We start from the raw sequence: 18,058 nt of genomic DNA on the forward strand, positions 1-18,058 counted from the left end.
ACGGCCTTTCGATTATTTTGCCGACGGTGTTTGCGGTTTCACTACGACTACGCTGGAACGCTTGTCGGTCAACAATTTGGCAGCGGCCTGCACCTCGGCGGCGGTCACTTTTTGCAGACGGCGGCGGATTTCGGCTTCGTCGCTGTATCGGAAACCGCGTGTTTCCAAGCGCCCCATCAAGGAGGCTTGCGAGGTCATGGAATCGCGCGCGTAGATTTCGCTGCTCATCATGCGGGTTTTGACGCGTTTGAGTTCGTCTTTACCCACGCCGTTGTCGGCGATGTCTTGGATTTCGGCGCGCATGGCGGCCAACAAATCCTGTTCGCCCACGCCGTTGCCCGGCATGGCCACCACATTAAACAGCGGCATTTCGCGGCTCAAAATATCGTAGTTCACGTCCACACTCAAAGCGGTTTGCTTGCCGCGCACGAGATTTTTATCCAAGCGGCTGGACGAATTGCCCGACAAAATATCACTCAACACATCAAGCGCGTAAGGCAGCGTATCGCTGATTTTCTGCAAGGCGGGCACACGGTAAGACAATGCGACCAAAGGCTGGCGGGTCACGGCGGAGGCGGTTTCGGCAAATACCGGCTCGCGCTCGACAGGTTCGCTCAAATCGTTGCGCGGCGGCAGGGCTTTGGCGGGAATACTGCCGAATAATTGCGAGGCCGTCTGAAGGGTTTGCTTGGCATCGACGTCACCGACAATCACCAACGTGGCATTATTGGGCGCATAAAACCGGCGGTACCAATCGCGCAAATCATCGGCTTTAAGCGTATGCAAATCATCCATATAACCAATCACGCTGGCGCGCATCGACGGCTTGGTGAAGCTGTTGAGAAAAACGTGTTCCCACATTTTGCCGGCGGCGGTGTCTTCGGTGCGCTGGCGGCGTTCTTCACGAATCACGCTCATTTCGTTGGTGAAATCTTTGTCGCTGAAATTCAGGTTCTGCATGCGGTCGGCTTCGAGCTTCAACACTTCGGGCAGGTTGGCGGCGGAAATGTTTTCGTAATACACGGTTTCGCTGCGGTTGGTGTAGGCATTGAGCGTGCCGCCCAAAGCCGAAATACGGCGGTTGAATTCGCCTGAGGGTACCGACGGCGTGCCTTTAAACATCATGTGTTCCAACGCATGGCTCAAGCCGCTTTTACCGGGTTTCTCATCGATGCTGCCTACTTTATACCAAAGCTGCGATACCGCCACCGGCGCGCGCTTGTCTTCTTTGACAATCACTTTCAGGCCGTTGGGAAGGGTTTGCGACAACGTTTGCGCCCACACAGGCGCGGCAACGGCCAGCGCGGCCAGCCAGACGGTTTTGCGTAACATGGTTTTCCTCATCGTTGCAATTGAATAGAATGATAAACATTTCAATCAAAATGATAAAGCGCGTTTGCATGGTTTCACAGTCGGACATTCAGACGGCCAGAAACCTTTACCCGGTTTCTTTGATGGCGGATAATAGCCGTAACTTCATCCGTTTTCCATTCATACAAAGGAAATATCATGGCATTTTTGAAACTGACCGACCAAAACGTCAACGGTAAAACCGTCCTTATCCGCGCCGACATGAATGTGCCGCTTAAAGACGGCCAAATCAGCGACGACACCCGCATCCGCGCATCGCTCGAATCCATCCGCTATTGCTTGGACAATGGTGCGGCGGTAATTGTGATGACCCATCTTGGCCGCCCGACCGAAGGCGAATTCCAACCGGAAGACGATGTCGCCCCCGTAGCCGCGCATTTGGGCAAACTATTGGGCAAAGAAATCAAAGTGCTGAACGACTGGCGTGAAAATGCGCCCAAACTGCAAGCCGGTGAGATTGCCATGCTGCAAAACGTGCGCATCAACAAAGGCGAAAAGAAAAACGATTTGGAACTGGGCAAAGCCTACGCCGCTTTGTGCGACGTGTTCGTCAACGACGCATTCGGCACCGCCCACCGTGCCCAAGCTTCGACCGAAGCCGTGGCACAAGCCGCACCGGTGGCCTGCGCGGGTGTATTGATGGCGGGCGAACTTGATGCCTTGGGCAAAGCCTTGAAAGAACCGGCACGCCCGTTGGTGGCGATTGTGGCCGGCAGCAAAGTATCGACCAAGCTCACCATCTTGGAATCACTGGCCGACAAAGTGGATCAATTGATTGTCGGCGGCGGCATCGCCAACACCTTCCTGCTGGCGGAAGGCAAAGCCATCGGCAAATCGCTGGCCGAAGCCGACTTGGTGGAAGAATCGAAAAAAATCTTGGCCAAAATGGCGGCCAAAGGCGGCTCCGTCCCACTGCCGGCCGATGTGGTGACCGCCAAAGAATTTGCCGAAACCGCCGCTGCCGAAACCAAATCGATTGACGATACGGCCGCAGACGACATGATTTTGGACATAGGTCCGCAATCGGCCCAAGCCTTGGCCGAAGTGTTGAAAAACGCCGGCACCATCGTGTGGAACGGCCCGGTCGGCGTGTTTGAATTCGACCAATTCGCCGGCGGCACCGAAGCCGTAGCCAAAGCCATTGCCGAGAGTCAGGCCTTCTCGATTGCCGGAGGCGGCGATACTTTGGCGGCGATTGCCAAATTCGGCATCACCGGCCAAATCAGCTACATTTCCACCGGCGGCGGCGCGTTCTTGGAATTCTTGGAAGGCAAAGAATTGCCTGCCGTAGCGATTTTGGAAAAACGCGGTGCGTAATTTCGTTTGATTACGGATAATTCAAGGCCGTCTGAAACGTTGTTTGAACAAGGTTTCAGACGGCCTTCTTTCCTTTTATAGCTGTTTGAAATAAAAATATAGTGGATTCACTTTAAAATAGGACAAGGCGGTGAGCCGAAGACAGTATAGATAATACGGCCAGGCGAACCAACGCCGTACTATTTTAAAGTAGATTCACTATAATACAGCGTTGCCGACTCCCTTATGTACTGGGTGTACACGGCGGTCATCGTCGGCGCCTTGCTTTATTTTTATTTTAAACCGTTATATTTCAAAACAGCACAAACGGATAGCCGTCTTTTGAGTTTTCCGGTTCATAACGCAGAATTTTTTGTGAATTGTTCGGTCGAAACGTTTAAAACAATACCGAATTCATGTGATTGACACGCTCCTCACTATCCAGCACACCCGCATGTTGCAGCAATTGCAAATACGCTTGTGCATAAGCATAATGTGCTTCCGCCAATTTTTGCGCGGCCTCCGCCACTGCCTGTTGCGCCTGTGTTTCTTCCAGATTATTACGCACGCCTACCTGACGGCCTATGCGCGTTGCTTCCAGCTTGGCTTGATTGCTTTCCAGCAGCCTTTGCTGTGCTTCGGTCTGCATGCGTCCGCCCCGCGTATTTTCGTAAGCCTGTCTGACCGCCAGTTTGGTATTGCGTTCGGCGGCGGTGAGCAAATCCCTGTTTTGCAACTCGCGTGAGGCCGCTTCGCGGATACGGCTGGAAATGTGCCCGCCCGTAAACAAGGGCACGCTCAGTTGAACGGTGAGCGTCGATCCTTTGCTGCGGTATTTCATATCGCCCATGCCGCCACCGTAGTTATAGGTATTGTGGTTATCCTGATAACCGCCCGACAAGGTGACTGTCGGCCAGCGTCCGCTTTTGGCCTCTTTTACCGCTTCGGCGGCATTTTCTAATGTTTTGCGCTGCAATGCCCAATCCGGGTTATTCGCCTCGGCCAGAGCCTGCCAATCCTGTTCTTTCGTACCGGCCAGTAAATCGACAGGCATGCGGTTGCGTTTTATCGGGCTGATGCGGGCAGGATCAAGGCCGGTCAGGTTGGCCAACGTATTGTTGGCAACAATGAGCTGGTTGTAGGTATCCACTTCTTTGGCCAAAGCCGCATCAAAACCGGCCTCGGCTTCTTTGGTATCCAAAATAGTGGCCGCCCCTTGCTTGAACATCTCCTGCGCACGCTGATACTGCTGCGAATAGGCGGCTTTTTCTTCCCTTATCGCCTCAAGTTTGTCGCGGTTAAGCAAAACATTGAAATAAGCCTTGGCCACATCCATCCTCAATTTGCCTTCATTTCCGGCCAAACGCAAGTCAGCCATTTCTTCGGCGAGCTTACCCTGCTTGTATTGCGAAAAACGGCTCTTATCAAATAAAACCTGCTGAGCCTGCACATTCCAACCGACCGAGCGGGTGTTGGAAGAAAGCGATTCAGGCTGCGTCTGATAAATTCCGTTGGCCGTAATATGCGGCAAAAGCTGCGCCCGTGCCTGATGCTTTTTCTCCGCATCTGCATCACGCTCGTTTTTTGCGGCGGAAAAATCGGCGGAATACTTCAACGCCGCTTCCCAAGCATCTTTCAAGGTAAACGCCCCAACGGCGGGCGACAATAAAGAAACCGACACAAACACCAGCGGCAATCGTTTTAATTTCGACACGGCACATATCTCAAATCAAATTAAACACCTTCCTTAGTGGCGAATTATTAGATTTAGTTTTTAATCTACCCAAATCATGCGGATTCAATGCCATACGGGTTAACGAAGACAAACCCTTCTTTACTTTATAAAAATAATTATCAAAATTATTTACATGAAAATGTAATTGGCCGTTGTCCTAAATTGACTTGTGACAAGGTTAAAAACCAAGCAGCATTAATCTATTTATGAAAATAAAATTTTGAATATGCATTTAAGGTAAATAGATTTTAATCAAAGTTTTCAAAAATATTCTGAAAACCGGTAAACAAAATTAAGAAATCACACACCAACATTGTACTAATGCTGTAAAGCAGTATTGTTGAAAGATTGATTATTTGATTTTTTTAAGGAGTACGAAATGAAACCTTTGAAAGAACATGAGTTGCAGCAAGTGGCCGGCGGCTACAATTGGGGTGACTTCAAAGCCGACTGGAAGGCATTCAAGCAAGATGCACAAGACTGGTGGAAAGCCGTCGACAACGGTCTGGCCGAAGGTGACCGCATCAGCACTATTTGGAAAAACGCCCGCGATGCGGTACGGAATAACTAAGACATCGATTTGATTACTGATGGCGAATCATTGTATGTTTACTTAACAAATTTGGAAAGCGGCATGTTGGATTCTATAGTTTAGTCCGACTACTGTGTTCCGAAGCGGGGAGTTTTCCCCACAATGTAGCGACGTAGATTGTTGCTGTTTTTACTTTGCTTTTAATTTTTTTAAGGAGACTGATTATGCAGACTTTGACTTTGCAAAACGATTTCGGCCGTGAATTGACCATGGATGAATTGGAGATGATTGCAGGCGGTGCTTGGAGCTGGGGTGATTTTGGTAAATCCACTGTAGGCGGTGCTGTAGGCGGTGCTGCAGGCGGCGCAGTTACTGGTTCATTTGCTGGTGGAGTAGGTGCTTTGCCTGGGGCAGGCATCGGTGCGCTTGCTGGTGCTGCTAGTGGCGCAGCCACCTATTTGGCCGTCGGATGGTGGTAAGGTAATCCATCTTTAAGGTGTTGGAGCAGCAGAATTTGTGTTGACTCCAACACATTAATTATTAATTAGGTTATTTAATTTAAAGTTCTATTACCTTAGAAAGGACTACTATGAAAAATATAGTTATGTACATTGTATTTTTTGCTGTTTGCTCAATAATTCTTTATCTTTTTAAAATATCTTGGATAGAAATTGCTTTAACCTCTATTATCGCCACCATCATATATGCGATAGTAATTAAAAAATTTTGGATTCAATGAAAATATACATCCCAATGACTATAAAACTATGATTAAATTGAAAAAAGAATAATACTAAATGGATTAATATATCATTTGTTAATTTTAGCTGAAGAACTATTTTGCACTACAAAAAATTACTGGAACTGACGTAGATTAGCAGTTAGGTTACACTCAAAAAATGAAGATAACCCATTGCAACACAGTAAATCTACACAGCGAAAGTTGCTTCGTTTTTTTTGTGTTAGAAGTTACTGCTCATTCAGTAGCGGATATACTCGGTATCCAATCTAATTCCGCTATGTTTTTTTACCGCAAAATCCGTCAAGTGATTGCCTGCTATTTGGCACTTCAAGCAGACGAAGTTTTTGACGGCTCTATTGAGCCGGACGAAAGCTATTTTGGCGGACAACGCAAGGGTAAACTCGGTCGTGGTGCAGCCGGTAAAGCGGCTGTTTTTGGTATTTTAAAACGCAATGGTAAGGTCTATACTGTTGTGGTTGAAAACACCAAACAAGATACTTTACTACCTGTTATTAAAAGAAAAATCATGCCTGATAGTATTGTTTATACGGACTGTTACAAAAGCTGTGATGTGCTTGATGTGAGCGAATTTATTCATCATCGCATCAATCATTCACAGATTTTGCAGAGCGTCAAAACCGCATTAACGGCATTGAGAATTTCCGGAACCAAGCAAAACGTGTTCTGAGAAAACACAACGGAATTGACCGTAAATCTTTTCCCTTATTTTTGAAAGAATGTGTGTTCGTTTTAATTTTGGCACACCAAAAGAGCAGTTAAAAATTCTGCGAATTTGGTGTGGTGTTTAGGGCTAATCTACGTCAGCCCCCTTTAATTATTAATCAATCAAAATATCAATAACTTCCAATAACTTAATTTCACGATATCTTTTTTATTGTGTTCTAATAAAATTTCTATCTGCTTTTCCTAAAAAAATGTCAAATTCATTCTGCTTTAATAACAGGCTGCGTCTGATAAATCCCGTTGGCCGTAATCTGCGGCAAAAGCTGCGCCCGTGCCTGATGCTTTTTCTCCGCATCTGCATCACGCTCGTTTCTTGCGGCGGAAAAATCGGCGGAATACTTCAACGCCGCTTCCCAAGCATCTTTCAAGGTAAACGCCCCAACGGCGGGCGACAATAAAGAAACCGACACAAACACCAGCGGCAATCGTTTTAATTTCGACACGGCACACATCTCAAATCAAATTAAACACCTTCCTTAGTGGCGAATTATTAGATTTAGTTTTTAATCTACCCAAATCATGCGGATTCAATGCTATATGGGTTAACGAAAACAAACCTTTCTTTACTTCATAAAAATAATTATCAAAATTATTTACATGAAAATGTAATTGGCCGTTGTCCTAAATTGACTTGTGGCGAGGTTAAAAACCAAGCAGCATTAATCTGTTTATGAAAATAAAATTTTGAATATGCATTTAAGGTAAATAGATTTTAATCAAAGTTTTCAAAAATATTCTGAAAACCGGTAAACAAAATTAAGAAATCACACACCAACATTGTACTAATGCTGTAAAGCAGTATTGTTGAAAGATTGATTATTTGATTTTTTTTAAGGAGTACGAAATGAAACCTTTGAAAGAACATGAGTTGCAGCAAGTGGCCGGCGGCTACAATTGGGGTGTCTTCAAAGCCGACTGGAAGGCATTCAAGCAAGATGCACAAGACTGGTGGAAAGCCGTCGACAACGGTCTGGCCGAAGGTGACCGTATCAGCACTATTTGGAAAAACGCCCGCGATGCGGTGCGGAATAATTAAGTGTAAAACAAATTTCCCACTGGTAAATTTGATGAAACCCAAAGGATTTGGAAAAGATTAGAAAACACATGCTGAATATGTTGCTGAAAATCTGTTTATGTATCTTTATCGCATTCTGTGTACTGACCCCTATAGTGTGGCTTTATGAAACCTTCACAAAGGGTTTTTCATGGAATGAAACGGCTGTTTACGCCAAATCTTTTGTAATATTTGTAGCCTTGGGTCTTTTGAGTAATTGGGCGATAAATAAGTATTTCAATTAAACAATTTTTATTTTTTAAATTTATAAATTTAAAGGAGTAGATCATGTACGAAATCACTTTGAATGAATTGGATCTTGTTTCCGGTGGCGGCAGATGGGTAGACGCAATAGAAAGTGCCGCAAATGGTGCCGGTGCGGGAGCTGCGGCCGGCGGCCTTGCCGGAGCAGGACTTGGCCTTTTAGGCGGGCCGTTCGCACCGGTGACCGTTACTGGAGGTGCTGCAGGTGGCGCGTTAATCGGTGGAGGCATTGGTGCCATCGGAGGTTTTGCCGCCGGCTGGAACGACTGGTAAACCGTTTGTGCGGTAAAACGGTTTGCCGTATTGATGACATTTAAATCATGAGGCTTTCAACATTCAGAATGTTGGAAAGTAATATGGGTTTTTTTATATTGTTTTCTTATCTATAACATAACCACCATTACCCTATTTACATCAAGTTGATTGTATTAACCATTATGGTCATGTGTTAGGTTGGGAAAATTTATTTGTGTTACGACGGGTGAATTTTTCCTTGAATGGAAAAGCTTTTTGAAAAATTCAGAAGGCAGGATGTTGAATCTTATAGTCCGGCACCCTGCATTCTAAATCGGGGGAGACCCCAATAGTGTGGCAACGTGATTGATTGCTATTTTTTAATTTGTTTTTAATTTTTATGTACTTATACAAGAAGGAATATGATCATGAAAGAATTGAATCAAATGGAGTTGGATAATGTTGCAGGCGGTGCTTTCTGGGCTCCCATTGTTGCGGCATATGGAGCTAAATATGTGTTGGGAGCATTAGGAGGATCTGCGGCGACTGGCTTGGCTGCTGGGGTTGCGATAGGAGTTAGCCGTCAAAGCAGACGTTAAACAACGAATTTGCTTTATTTGGAATTTCGAGTATACATTAAATTTTCCAAAATATATGGTCTAATTTATGGGTACAGATAAATTATTGATTACGGTTATCTTAGTCTCTGCTGCTGTTGGCTTGCTGATAGGAGTTGCAATAGGACTAAGTAGTCTTAGATAACTAATTTTTAAGAGATTTTATTAAAGGAGTTAATTATGAGCAGTAGCATGATTGAATTGGAATTATGTGAGTTGGAAAATGTACAGGGCGGAGCTCTCCCGGCGATTCTCTTTGTTCCCGCAGCTAAGTTGATTTATGCCTCTGTCGGCACTGCTGCTGGTGCAGGTGTTGTTGGTTATGGCCTTGCCCGGATATTTGGATAATCTCAATTATGTTGTGGCAACGTGAGTTGTTACTGTTTTTAATTTTTTGTTAATCTTTAGCAACTTTTTCTTATTTTGGAGGAGTAGCTATTGGTGATGGTTTAATTGAAGGTGGATATTTCTGAAAAAATTTTAGAAATCTCTTATTTTTAAATAGTCGGGAACGTAGTTTCTGAAATGGAACTGCGTTTCCAAAAAATAGGGTTTTGATGATGGAAATTATTGCAATCGGTATTATTTTAATAGTTGCAACAATTTTTTTGATCCAAAAAGGTTTAGTCAAACCCGATGACAATGCTGATTGTATTAAAAAGAATCCTGTATTCTTTATTGCTAGTTTTATTTCTATTTTAATAGGAGTGACTTTCTTGTTAATAATAATTTTTCGAAAACTATAAAGCTTTAGTTGAACTAAACTATTAGGATTCAGCATCCCTCTTTCCAAATTTGTTAAGTAAGCATGTAATGATTTGCCATCAGTAATCAGAGTTTTGGTATAAAACGGCCTTGAAAATTTCAATGGATTTGCTCTGTCTTTGTATTTTTTCCTGCTATTGGAGCATATTGATTCTGTTCAATATTTTTATTTTTTAATTTTTGGCGCATCAGGATTTTTAACATTGCTTTTTTCTGGTTATTTAAAAAATATTTCCGATAATTAAATTTTATTAAACGGAAATTAGTATACATCATGTGAAAATTTTGATTGATTTATTTCATAGGATTTCTTTTAACCATGTCCGCACGAAAGTTTCCATTGCTTACCGAAAGTATCTTTTTTGTCACAATGCTTTTCCTGGACTATTTTTTTATTTATTCAAATTTTTCAGAAACACTGAAGATGTCCGCCCTTCAGACTTTGATTTTTGTACCGCTTAATTTTCTTTTAAACAAATGGTTCAATAAGAGGGTATTTGAGAAAAGGAATAACCAGATATACCATATAGTTGATTATTGTTATGATTTTTTTGATTAGAGTAAGTATGATGAATGAGAAGGATAAAACCCTGCTGCTCGTTATCCTTATCGGCAGTGCCATTATCGGTTTCCTGTACGGCATTGCGGTTGGTTTGAACAGTTTGAAGTAATGGGGGCAAACCGTTTTCAGACGGCCTGAATACCTTTGCAAAACCTCAGATTTGAACGGAATTCGAAATGACAGAAGCGAAGAAATCTTAGACATATCATTAATATGGATAAGATTTCGAGCAATACATCATGAAGAAATGCACTAAAAGTGCAGGAACAAAATAAGGGCTTCACTTTTGAATATAGGGGCAATCATGCTTTTAAGCTCAAACAGCAGGCCGTCTGAAAACTTTAGGCGGGCTTCTATTATTTTTAAAAAATAGGGAATGAAAAATATGAAAGAAATTGAACAGGTCACAGGTGGCTGGAGTTGGAGAGGTGCCATCTTTGGTGGAGCTGCGGGAGGTGCAGTGGGAGGTGTAGCCGGCGCAGGTGTCGGACTAGGTATTGGATTTATTGGAGGAGGTCTATTCGGTAAGGATGAACATCAAATGAGAGGTGCTAGTGGAAGCTGGTAAAACTAAGCGGTAATTTACTAGCTTGGATAAGCTATATCGAAATTTTTCTTATAGCTTATCCATTTAATTAAATTTTAATAATAATTATTAAAAAGGATGGATGAGATGACAAGTAAGTCAATAATAATACTATACACTATAGTATTCTTTATACTTTTTTCAACTTTTTATTTTTTATCTAAACACACTTTTATTAATTCCTTATTGTTGAGTTTTTCTATTTCAGTATGCAGTGCGGCAACTGTTATTTTTGCTAATAAATATTTAAAAAAAATGAGGTTGATTAAGATTCTCCTAATCGCTAAAGCATTTTATTCGTTAAACTATTTCATATTATTAAAGTAGAATGAATTTGACATTTTTTTAAGGAAAGCAGATAGAAATTTTATTAGAACACAATAAAAAAGATATTGTGAAATTAAGTTATTGGAAGTTATTAATATTTTGATTGATTAATAATTAAATAATTGCTTACAGGAAGCATCTTTTTTGCCGTGATACTTTTCCTACAGTATTTGTTTATTAGCCCTGAACTTAAAGAAGCCTTGAAGGTTTCGCTCTTGCAGACGCTGATTTTCGTGCCGGTTAATTTCTTTTTAAACAAACGCTTCAACAAGCGGATATTTGAAGAAAAGAAATAAACCTGTGCTGTCTAGCCCTCTTTATGGAAAACTCAGATAAACGAAAAAGTAAACGAGAAAATAAAATGCTGTTGAAGCTATAGTTATTATTAGTTTGGTTATCATATGAATTGAATAAAGCCTTACCGCTTATCTTAAGTGGTATTGGCGCAGTATATGTTATTTTTCAAAATTTAACAAAAAAAACGTAACATCGCCGAACTAAACGAGAATGATTATGTCTCAATCAAAGCTCTCAACTATTGAGCTTTAGTTTAGAGATGATATATCCCTAACTAGAGACTCACAAATTGACATAGTATTTATATTTATAGGTGTAAACAATGAAAGAACTAAATTTATAGGCAGGCAAATTAAAAATGTTTGCTGGATATTGTATGCAACCTTATGTCCATACAAAATTTTCAAGCAAGGGGGTATTGATTTTTGATACTCCCTTTTGTTCTTTATCATAAAAACCAGTAATTCAAATCACTCAGTTTATTGAATTTATATGACCGACCAAAAACCTTTTTTCCGTCCCGAAGTGTTCGAGGCGAAGAAAAACCGTTGGACGGGGCATGTTGTGTTGTCCCGTCCGTTTTCTTTTGTCTTTTTAACCGGTTGTGCGGCAGCCGGAGCCGCGACGCTGATTGCGTTTGCCTTTTTCGGCAGCTATACGCGTAAAACCACGGTAGACGGGCAATTGCTGCCCGCTGCGGGTTTGGTGCGCGTGTATGCGCCGGATACCGGTTTTGTGGCGTCGAAAAAAGTTTCAGACGGCCAATACGTCAATGAGGGGGATGAATTGCTGACGCTTTCGATGCCGCGCTACAACGGCAGCGGTGATGTGCGGGCAAGATTGGTACAGGAAGCGGAAATGCGGAAAAAGATGCTGCTGGACGAAATCGGCCAAAAGAAAATGATGCAGCAGGGCGAGGAAAATACGCTGAAAAGCAATATAGGGAAGCTGGAAGACCAGTTGGCCGATGTGCGCAACCAATTGCGCGGGCAGCGGCAACGGGTAGCCCTGGCCAAACAGGTGATTGAAAAATACCGGCCATTGCTGAAGCAGGGCTTTATTTCCGAGCAGCAGATGATTGGTTACGAAAACGAGCATTTGGATCAAGTGACCCAACTGGGCAGTCTGCAGCGCGAAGAGGCTTCCATCGGGCGCGAATTGGCGCAGCAGCGGCAGGCTTTGGCCGACTTGCCGGAAAAGCAGAAATCGGAATTGAGCCAACTTAACCGCAATGTGTCGGAATTGACGCAGGAAACGCTGAATCTGGACATGCAGCAGGAGCAATCGGTGCGCGCGAGCAAATCCGGCTATGTGAGCATGGCTGATGTCGAAAACGGCCAGCAGGTTACGCCGTCTACTTTGTTATTAAGTATTGTGCCGGAAAAGGCGGATTTGGTAGCAAGCCTTTATGTGCCGAGCAAGGCAGCCGGCTTTATTAAGCCGAGCGACAAAGTCGTACTGCGCTACCAAGCCTACCCTTATGAAAAATTCGGTCATGCCGGCGGAAAAATCATGTCGATAGCGAAAACGGCTGTCGGCAGACAGGAGCTGACTTCATTGGGCAGAGCTGCTACAGGGGAGAACATTCAGCAACAAGCCCCCAACGAACCGGTTTATTTGGTCAGGGTAAAACTCGACAAGCAAACCATCAAGGTTTACGGTGAAGAGAAGCCTCTTCAGACGGGCATGGTATTGGAAGCGGATATCATGCACGAGCGCAAAAAGCTTTACGAATGGGTACTTGACCCGCTTTACACCATTACAGGAAAGCTGCATTCATGAATTATTTGGAAAGAATCTCTTTCGGATTCGGCAAAAAATTGCCTGTCGTGCTGCAAACCGAAGTGGCCGAATGCGGCTTGGCCTGTCTCACGGCGGTGGCCGGTTATCACGGATACCATTCCGACCTGCGAACCATGCGACAACAGTATTCTTTGTCGCAAAAAGGCCTGACGATGGCCGATATCGTGCGCTTTGCCAATCATCTGAACCTGACTTCGCGTGCCTTGCGCCTGGATTTGGCCGACCTGCCTAACCTGCGCAAACCCTGCATCCTGCATTGGGATTTAAACCATTTTGTGGTCTTGAAAGAGACTTCTTCAGACGGCATTGTGATTATGGATCCGGCTGTCGGCAACCGTAAAATCCCGATGGAGGAAGTTTCACAGAAGTTTACCGGTATCGCGTTGGAGTTGTGGCCGAATTCGCGTTTTGAGAAAAAGGAAGCACGGCAAAAAGTCAGCATCTTATCGTTGCTTAAAGGCATTTCAGGCATCGGCTCTTCTCTGGCGCAAGTATTGATTCTGGCCTTTGCCTTGGAAATTTTCGGCTTGGTCAGCCCGTTTTTAATGCAGTGGGTCATCGACCATGTAATTGTTTCGGCAGACCGCAACCTTTTGCTGACTTTGGTTTTGGGTTTCGGCCTGTTGATGATTTTGCAGCAGCTTACCGGCTTGCTGCAATCTTGGGTGAACATGCACCTGACCACTATGCTGAATGTGCAATGGAAAGCGAATATCTTCAAAAGACTGCTGGAACTGCCTGCCGACTATTTCTCCAAACGTCATTTGGGTGATGTGGTTTCCCGCTTCCAAGCGATTGACAATATTCAGGAAACCCTTACTTCCACGGCATTCAAATCCGTGTTGGGCGGCATCATGGCCATATTCACGCTGATCTTGATGTTTTACTACAGCGTGATTCTGACCATTGTCGTGTTAATCGCATTGTTGCTGTATATCATCATCCGCATTGCCGCCTATTACCCGTTGCGGCACGCCACCGAAGAAAACATTATCCACGAAGCCAAGCAGAATACCTATTTTATGGAAACCGTCCGCGGTATCCATACCGTGAAACTCTTTGAAAAAAACGAGCAACGGCATAATTCTTGGATGACCCTGTTTGTCGACACCGTCAACACCAATCTGACCACGCAGAAATTGGGTAATGTTTTCGATTTCGCCAACAAGCTGCTTTTCGGTTTGGAAAGCATCATCATCGTTTATTTGGGCGCGACGCGCGTGTTGGACGGCGTATTCAGCGTCGGTGCACTGATGGCGTTTTGGGCATACCGGCAACAATTTGAAAACCGTGTCGCCGAATTGGTCGACCAATACATTAAAATTAGAATGCTCGGCCTGCATGCCGAACGGTTGGCCGACATCGTTTTGACCGAAACGGAAACGGAAACCGTTGAAGACAGCTACATCCCTGAAATTTCAGACGGCATCGATATAACCGTTGATAACGTATCGTTCAGATATTCGGAAAGCGAGCCCTACATCCTGCAAAACGTCAGCCTGCATATCAAGCAAGGGGAATCGGTAGCCTTTACCGGAAACTCCGGTTGCGGAAAATCTACGCTGATGAACATTCTTATCGGCAACCTCAAACCGGAATCCGGCAATGTCACCGTCAACGGCCACGACATCCACAAACTTTCACCGCGCTTTATCCGCGGCCTCAGCGGCACGGTAACGCAGGACGATGTGCTTTTTGCCGGTTCGATTGCCGAAAACATCTGTTTTTTCGATGAAAATCCCGATATGGCCTTTATCGCACAATGTGCCGCCATGGCGATGATTCATGAAGATATCCTAAAAATGCCTATGGGTTATGAAACATTAATCGGCGACATGGGTAATGCGCTTTCGGGCGGACAAAAGCAGCGCATCATTATCGCCCGCGCACTCTACCGCAAACCGAAAATCCTGTTCTTAGACGAAGCCACCAGCAATTTGGATATTGAAAACGAACGTGCCATCAACCATAACCTCAAAATGCTCAACATCACTAAAATCATGGTGGCACACCGTAAAGAAACCATCGAATCGGCAGATCGGGTAATCAACATGGGAGGATCACAAGCTTAAAATTAAATTTCACCCGGGTTTTATAGTGGATTCACTATATACACGTAAAGGTATTGCCCGACCGCGAAGTAACGGTGATTTTATTCTGTGTATAGACGCGCCAAACATCTTGGTATCGGTACGGAGCCGCCGGGCATAAAATAAGTGAAATCCACTATATTTTTCGGTCACCGCGCACCGGTGCATGGCCTCGACTGCCCGGGCCGGCAGTTATTCCGATTCCGTTAATCGGTAATATTGATTGTTACCGTGGGCGGTACTGGCGACAACAACCGTTCCGGTCTTGGCCGGAAGCAGGCGGGCACTAATAATGGGTTGAATTAAAAAAGGAACCGGCAGACAGTTCTTGTTTCATGCTTATTGATTGGCTTTGGTCCCGCCGGAGCCGTAAACCGCGTTCCAAGCCGAATCCAGCTGTTGGCCGGCTTGCTGCAACACCGTTGCCTGCCCGGCTTTCACCGCCGTTGCCGCTTGGATTTCGCTTTGCAAACGGGTGATGTCTTCCTGCGCTTGTTGGGCACGCTTTTGCGCATCGGCCAAATCGGTTTGCAGGGTAATCAGTTTGCTGTCGTTGTTATTTTGAGCTTTCAGAGCGCTGCGGTAAGCAGATTGCGCCGAGAGCAAAGCATCTTCGGCAGAGCCGGCATAGGCGGCTGCGGATACCGCCAACACGGCGGCAGTCAGAAATCTTTTCATAGGGGCGTCCTTTAAAGATGGGGTTTGCCGGATAATGTAGCATAATCGAGGCCGTCTGAACACTTTGCGCAAGGTTTCAGACGGCATATGATGTCTGAATTATCATTCAAAAGGCCGGCTGAAAACCAATTTTCAGACGGCCTGTTATCCAATCAACAAAACTATCCGCAACTTAGCCGCGGATACGGTGCAACACTTCTTCTTTGCCGATTAAAGCCAAAACTTCGTCCACACTCGGGGTTTTGGCAGTACCGCACACGGCCAGACGCAGCGGCATGCCGAGTTTGCCCATTTTGATGTTTTCTTCGTCGCAGAACGGCTTGAACAAATCGTGAATCGATTCGGCATTCCATTCGGCCACACCCTCAAGTTTGTCGGCAAAGCGCAGCATCCGCGCGGCGGCTTCGTCATCCCAATGTTTTTGCACATCGGCTTCGGCAGGCGTTTGTTTTTGGTAGAAATACAGGCACTCATCCGCCAGCGTGTTCAAATCTTGCGCACGGTCTTTTACCAAGGCCAACACATCTTCCAGCGGCGGCTGATTGGTGTCGGTTAAACCGCGCACGGCCAAACGCTCTTGCAACAACTCGGCCAATTGGTCATTCGGCGTGATTTTGATGTGTTCGCCGTTAATCCAATAGAGTTTCTTCAAATCCATACGGCTTGGCGATGGAGAAACATCTTTCAAATCAAACCATTCGATGAATTGTTCCATAGTGAAAAATTCATCGTCGCCATGCGCCCAGCCCAAGCGTGCCAAGTAATTCAGCATGGCTTCAGGCAAAATGCCCATCGCGCCGAAATCGGTAATCGCCACGGTGTCGCCGCTGCGTTTGGAGATTTTTTTGCCTTGCTCATTCAGAATCATCGGCAGGTGGGCGTATTCCGGCAAAGCGGCACCGATGGCTTTTAAGATGTTGATTTGTTTCGGCGTGTTGTTGACATGGTCGTCACCACGGATGACATGGGTCACGCCCATGTCGTAATCGTCGACCACCACGCAGAAATTGTAGGTCGGTGTGCCGTCGGCGCGGGCAATAATCAAGTCATCGAGCGCTTCATTCGGAATGCTGATGTCGCCTTTTACCAAATCGTGCCATGCGGTTGCGCCCTCCAGCGGGGTTTTGAAACGCACCACCGGCTCTACGCCTTCGGGAATTTGCGGCAGGGTTTTGCCTGCTTCCGGACGCCAGCGGCGGTCGTAAGTGGCGGTGCCTTCTTTTTCAGCCTGTTCGCGCATGGCTTCCAATTCTTCTTTGGAACAATAGCAATGATACGCGTGGCCGCTTTCCAAAAGCCGGGCAATGACTTCTTTATAGCGGTCGAAACGGCGGGTTTGGTAGACAACGTTTTCAGCATTGTCGTAATGCAGGCCGACCCAATTCATGCCGTCTAAAATGATGTTGACCGATTCGGCGGTAGAACGCGCCAAATCGGTGTCTTCGATGCGCAGCAGGAATTCACCTTTGTGCTTGCGTGCATAAGCCCATGAAAACAAGGCGGTACGCACGCCGCCTATGTGGAGGTAGCCGGTCGGGCTCGGGGCAAAACGGGTTTTGACGGTCATGATGGTTTTCCTAATGCGATACTGATAAAAGGAGTTATTGTACTGTTTTCAGGTGGTTTGAACAATTCAAAGGCCGTCTGAAAATATGTTCAGACGGCCTGCGGATAAATTGATGATTCAGCTTCGGCGGGTAAGGATATTCCAGACTTTGTCGCTCCAACTTTCAAATTGGTAGAGAAACAGCGCATAGCTTTCCTGCAACAAAAATTTGTCGCGCTTTTTACCGGCATCGTAAAGCGTGGTCGGCGTGGCGGAAACGGCGGCATTCATGCCGAAATTTTTGGCGATGGCCTGCGCGCGCGCCAAATGATAGGGATCACTCACGATAACCAGCGTTTCAATGCCGTTGGGGCGCAATAAGGGTTGGATGTTTTGCAGGTTTTCATAAGTATTGCGCGACGTGTTTTCAAACACGATGTGCCGCGCCGGAATGCCTTGTTTGATGGCGTAGCGCCGCCCGACTTCGGCTTCGGTCATGTAGCCTTTTTTCGGGGTGCCGCCGGTGAAAATGATTTTATCCACACGCTGGCTTTGATACAGCGTAATCGCATGGTTAATGCGCTCGCGGAACACGGGCGACGGGCGTTTGTCCCACGCCGCCGCGCCCAATACCACGGCTGCATCGGCATGGAAATCTTTCGGCAGCGTCTGATTGCCCATGCGGTACACCTGCCAAACCGTCTCGGCAAACATCGCCGACACCAGCAACACGCTGAGTGCCAGACCGCGCAACAAATAGAAGCGCAAGCCGGTTCGACTGTGGAACAAACGGGGCATGATTCAGGCGGCCTCCC

Annotated in this window: 17 protein-coding genes and 1 pseudogene; 11 read left to right on the forward strand and 7 right to left on the reverse strand. The window is 45.5% G+C overall.

Annotated elements, in window-relative coordinates; all coding sequences use genetic code 11:
• Window positions 1–12: 12 nt before the first annotated feature.
• Window positions 13–1,332, reverse strand: a complete 1,320-nt coding sequence (locus tag H4O27_RS11155) for a M16 family metallopeptidase (protein WP_165010094.1) — start codon at window positions 1,330–1,332, stop codon at window positions 13–15.
• A gap of 177 nt (window positions 1,333–1,509) precedes the next feature.
• Here H4O27_RS11155 and H4O27_RS11160 point away from each other — a divergent pair, with 177 nt between their 5' ends.
• On the forward strand, window positions 1,510–2,688 hold the full coding sequence (locus tag H4O27_RS11160; RefSeq protein ID WP_165010092.1) for a phosphoglycerate kinase: 1,179 nt from the start codon (window positions 1,510–1,512) through the stop codon (window positions 2,686–2,688).
• Between the two features lie 376 nt (window positions 2,689–3,064).
• On the opposite strand, the gene H4O27_RS11165 is transcribed toward H4O27_RS11160, so the two are convergent.
• Complete coding sequence (locus H4O27_RS11165) at window positions 3,065–4,381, reverse strand: TolC family outer membrane protein (RefSeq protein ID WP_165010090.1); 1,317 nt, start codon at window positions 4,379–4,381, stop codon at window positions 3,065–3,067.
• A 400-nt stretch (window positions 4,382–4,781) separates the two neighbouring features.
• On the opposite strand from H4O27_RS11165, the gene H4O27_RS11170 reads away from it, so the two are divergent.
• From H4O27_RS11170 to H4O27_RS11180, 3 genes and pseudogenes are all read left to right on the forward strand, one after another.
• The gene (locus tag H4O27_RS11170) at window positions 4,782–4,973 is read left to right on the forward strand and encodes a hypothetical protein (protein WP_165010088.1); all 192 of its coding nucleotides are present in this window, start codon (window positions 4,782–4,784) and stop codon (window positions 4,971–4,973) included.
• 185 nt (window positions 4,974–5,158) lie between these two features.
• The gene (locus tag H4O27_RS11175; protein ID WP_165010086.1) at window positions 5,159–5,413 is read left to right on the forward strand and encodes a Blp family class II bacteriocin; all 255 of its coding nucleotides are present in this window, start codon (window positions 5,159–5,161) and stop codon (window positions 5,411–5,413) included.
• A 420-nt stretch (window positions 5,414–5,833) separates the two neighbouring features.
• Window positions 5,834–6,485: pseudogene (locus H4O27_RS11180) on the forward strand (IS1595 family transposase).
• A gap of 135 nt (window positions 6,486–6,620) precedes the next feature.
• Here the strand turns inward: H4O27_RS11180 and H4O27_RS11185 are convergent.
• A complete protein-coding gene (locus tag H4O27_RS11185; RefSeq protein WP_193004271.1) occupies window positions 6,621–6,863 on the reverse strand; it encodes a TolC family protein in 243 nt (80 codons plus the stop codon).
• A 401-nt stretch (window positions 6,864–7,264) separates the two neighbouring features.
• Here H4O27_RS11185 and H4O27_RS11190 point away from each other — a divergent pair, with 401 nt between their 5' ends.
• The 4 genes from H4O27_RS11190 (at window position 7,265) to H4O27_RS11205 (ending at window position 8,937) form a co-directional block, all read left to right on the forward strand.
• Entirely contained in the window at window positions 7,265–7,456 is a 192-nt protein-coding gene (locus H4O27_RS11190) for a hypothetical protein (protein WP_165007255.1), read from the forward strand.
• Between the two features lie 306 nt (window positions 7,457–7,762).
• Window positions 7,763–8,011, forward strand: coding sequence for a hypothetical protein (locus tag H4O27_RS11195; RefSeq protein WP_165006934.1), 249 nt, complete (start codon window positions 7,763–7,765; stop codon window positions 8,009–8,011).
• A 389-nt stretch (window positions 8,012–8,400) separates the two neighbouring features.
• Entirely contained in the window at window positions 8,401–8,571 is a 171-nt protein-coding gene (locus tag H4O27_RS11200) for a class IIb bacteriocin, lactobin A/cerein 7B family (protein WP_165007252.1), read from the forward strand.
• 198 nt (window positions 8,572–8,769) lie between these two features.
• Window positions 8,770–8,937 carry a hypothetical protein gene (locus tag H4O27_RS11205; protein WP_165007249.1) on the forward strand — a complete coding sequence of 56 codons (168 nt, stop codon included), beginning with the start codon at window positions 8,770–8,772 and terminating at the stop codon, window positions 8,935–8,937.
• A 70-nt stretch (window positions 8,938–9,007) separates the two neighbouring features.
• Here H4O27_RS11205 and H4O27_RS11210 read toward each other — a convergent pair whose 3' ends face one another.
• Complete coding sequence (locus H4O27_RS11210; RefSeq protein ID WP_165007246.1) at window positions 9,008–9,370, reverse strand: hypothetical protein; 363 nt, start codon at window positions 9,368–9,370, stop codon at window positions 9,008–9,010.
• Window positions 9,371–10,292: 922 nt separating this feature from the next.
• On the opposite strand from H4O27_RS11210, the gene H4O27_RS11215 reads away from it, so the two are divergent.
• The 3 genes from H4O27_RS11215 (at window position 10,293) to H4O27_RS11225 (ending at window position 15,001) form a co-directional block, all read left to right on the forward strand.
• The gene (locus H4O27_RS11215) at window positions 10,293–10,484 is read left to right on the forward strand and encodes a hypothetical protein (protein WP_165007243.1); all 192 of its coding nucleotides are present in this window, start codon (window positions 10,293–10,295) and stop codon (window positions 10,482–10,484) included.
• Between the two features lie 1,134 nt (window positions 10,485–11,618).
• Window positions 11,619–12,908 (forward strand): HlyD family secretion protein, encoded by a 1,290-nt coding sequence (locus H4O27_RS11220; RefSeq protein WP_165007241.1) that lies wholly within the window; start codon window positions 11,619–11,621, stop codon window positions 12,906–12,908.
• Complete coding sequence (locus H4O27_RS11225; protein WP_165007238.1) at window positions 12,905–15,001, forward strand: peptidase domain-containing ABC transporter; 2,097 nt, start codon at window positions 12,905–12,907, stop codon at window positions 14,999–15,001. The genes H4O27_RS11220 and H4O27_RS11225 overlap by 4 nt, the downstream gene beginning before the upstream one ends.
• 357 nt (window positions 15,002–15,358) lie before the next feature.
• Here H4O27_RS11225 and H4O27_RS11230 read toward each other — a convergent pair whose 3' ends face one another.
• The 3 genes from H4O27_RS11230 to H4O27_RS11240 form a co-directional block, all read right to left on the reverse strand.
• Window positions 15,359–15,697: a hypothetical protein gene (locus H4O27_RS11230; protein ID WP_165007235.1), complete on the reverse strand. Its 339-nt coding sequence runs from the start codon at window positions 15,695–15,697 to the stop codon at window positions 15,359–15,361.
• 172 nt (window positions 15,698–15,869) lie between these two features.
• Entirely contained in the window at window positions 15,870–17,264 is a 1,395-nt protein-coding gene (gltX, locus tag H4O27_RS11235; RefSeq protein ID WP_165007232.1) for a glutamate--tRNA ligase, read from the reverse strand.
• Window positions 17,265–17,381: 117 nt separating this feature from the next.
• On the reverse strand, window positions 17,382–18,041 hold the full coding sequence (locus H4O27_RS11240; protein WP_165007229.1) for a YdcF family protein: 660 nt from the start codon (window positions 18,039–18,041) through the stop codon (window positions 17,382–17,384).
• Between the last annotated feature and the right edge of the window lie 17 nt (window positions 18,042–18,058).

The organism is Neisseria yangbaofengii, from assembly GCF_014898075.1.
Lineage (GTDB): Bacteria > Pseudomonadota > Gammaproteobacteria > Burkholderiales > Neisseriaceae > Neisseria > Neisseria yangbaofengii.

Excerpts from the sequence above, each read along its gene's own strand:
- H4O27_RS11200 (WP_165007252.1), top strand. The coding sequence starts at position 8,401 with ATGAAAGAATTGAATCAAATGGAGTTGGATAATGTTGCAGGCGGTGCT.
- H4O27_RS11155 (WP_165010094.1), bottom strand. The coding sequence starts at position 1,332 with ATGTTACGCAAAACCGTCTGGCTGGCCGCGCTGGCCGTTGCCGCGCCT.
- H4O27_RS11225 (WP_165007238.1), top strand. The coding sequence starts at position 12,905 with ATGAATTATTTGGAAAGAATCTCTTTCGGATTCGGCAAAAAATTGCCT.
- H4O27_RS11220 (WP_165007241.1), top strand. The coding sequence starts at position 11,619 with ATGACCGACCAAAAACCTTTTTTCCGTCCCGAAGTGTTCGAGGCGAAG.
- H4O27_RS11215 (WP_165007243.1), top strand. The coding sequence starts at position 10,293 with ATGAAAAATATGAAAGAAATTGAACAGGTCACAGGTGGCTGGAGTTGG.
- H4O27_RS11195 (WP_165006934.1), top strand. The coding sequence starts at position 7,763 with ATGTACGAAATCACTTTGAATGAATTGGATCTTGTTTCCGGTGGCGGC.
- H4O27_RS11190 (WP_165007255.1), top strand. The coding sequence starts at position 7,265 with ATGAAACCTTTGAAAGAACATGAGTTGCAGCAAGTGGCCGGCGGCTAC.
- H4O27_RS11205 (WP_165007249.1), top strand. The coding sequence starts at position 8,770 with ATGAGCAGTAGCATGATTGAATTGGAATTATGTGAGTTGGAAAATGTA.
- H4O27_RS11240 (WP_165007229.1), bottom strand. The coding sequence starts at position 18,041 with ATGCCCCGTTTGTTCCACAGTCGAACCGGCTTGCGCTTCTATTTGTTG.
- H4O27_RS11230 (WP_165007235.1), bottom strand. The coding sequence starts at position 15,697 with ATGAAAAGATTTCTGACTGCCGCCGTGTTGGCGGTATCCGCAGCCGCC.
- H4O27_RS11170 (WP_165010088.1), top strand. The coding sequence starts at position 4,782 with ATGAAACCTTTGAAAGAACATGAGTTGCAGCAAGTGGCCGGCGGCTAC.
- H4O27_RS11210 (WP_165007246.1), bottom strand. The coding sequence starts at position 9,370 with ATGCTGAATCCTAATAGTTTAGTTCAACTAAAGCTTTATAGTTTTCGA.
- H4O27_RS11160 (WP_165010092.1), top strand. The coding sequence starts at position 1,510 with ATGGCATTTTTGAAACTGACCGACCAAAACGTCAACGGTAAAACCGTC.
- gltX (WP_165007232.1), bottom strand. The coding sequence starts at position 17,264 with ATGACCGTCAAAACCCGTTTTGCCCCGAGCCCGACCGGCTACCTCCAC.
- H4O27_RS11175 (WP_165010086.1), top strand. The coding sequence starts at position 5,159 with ATGCAGACTTTGACTTTGCAAAACGATTTCGGCCGTGAATTGACCATG.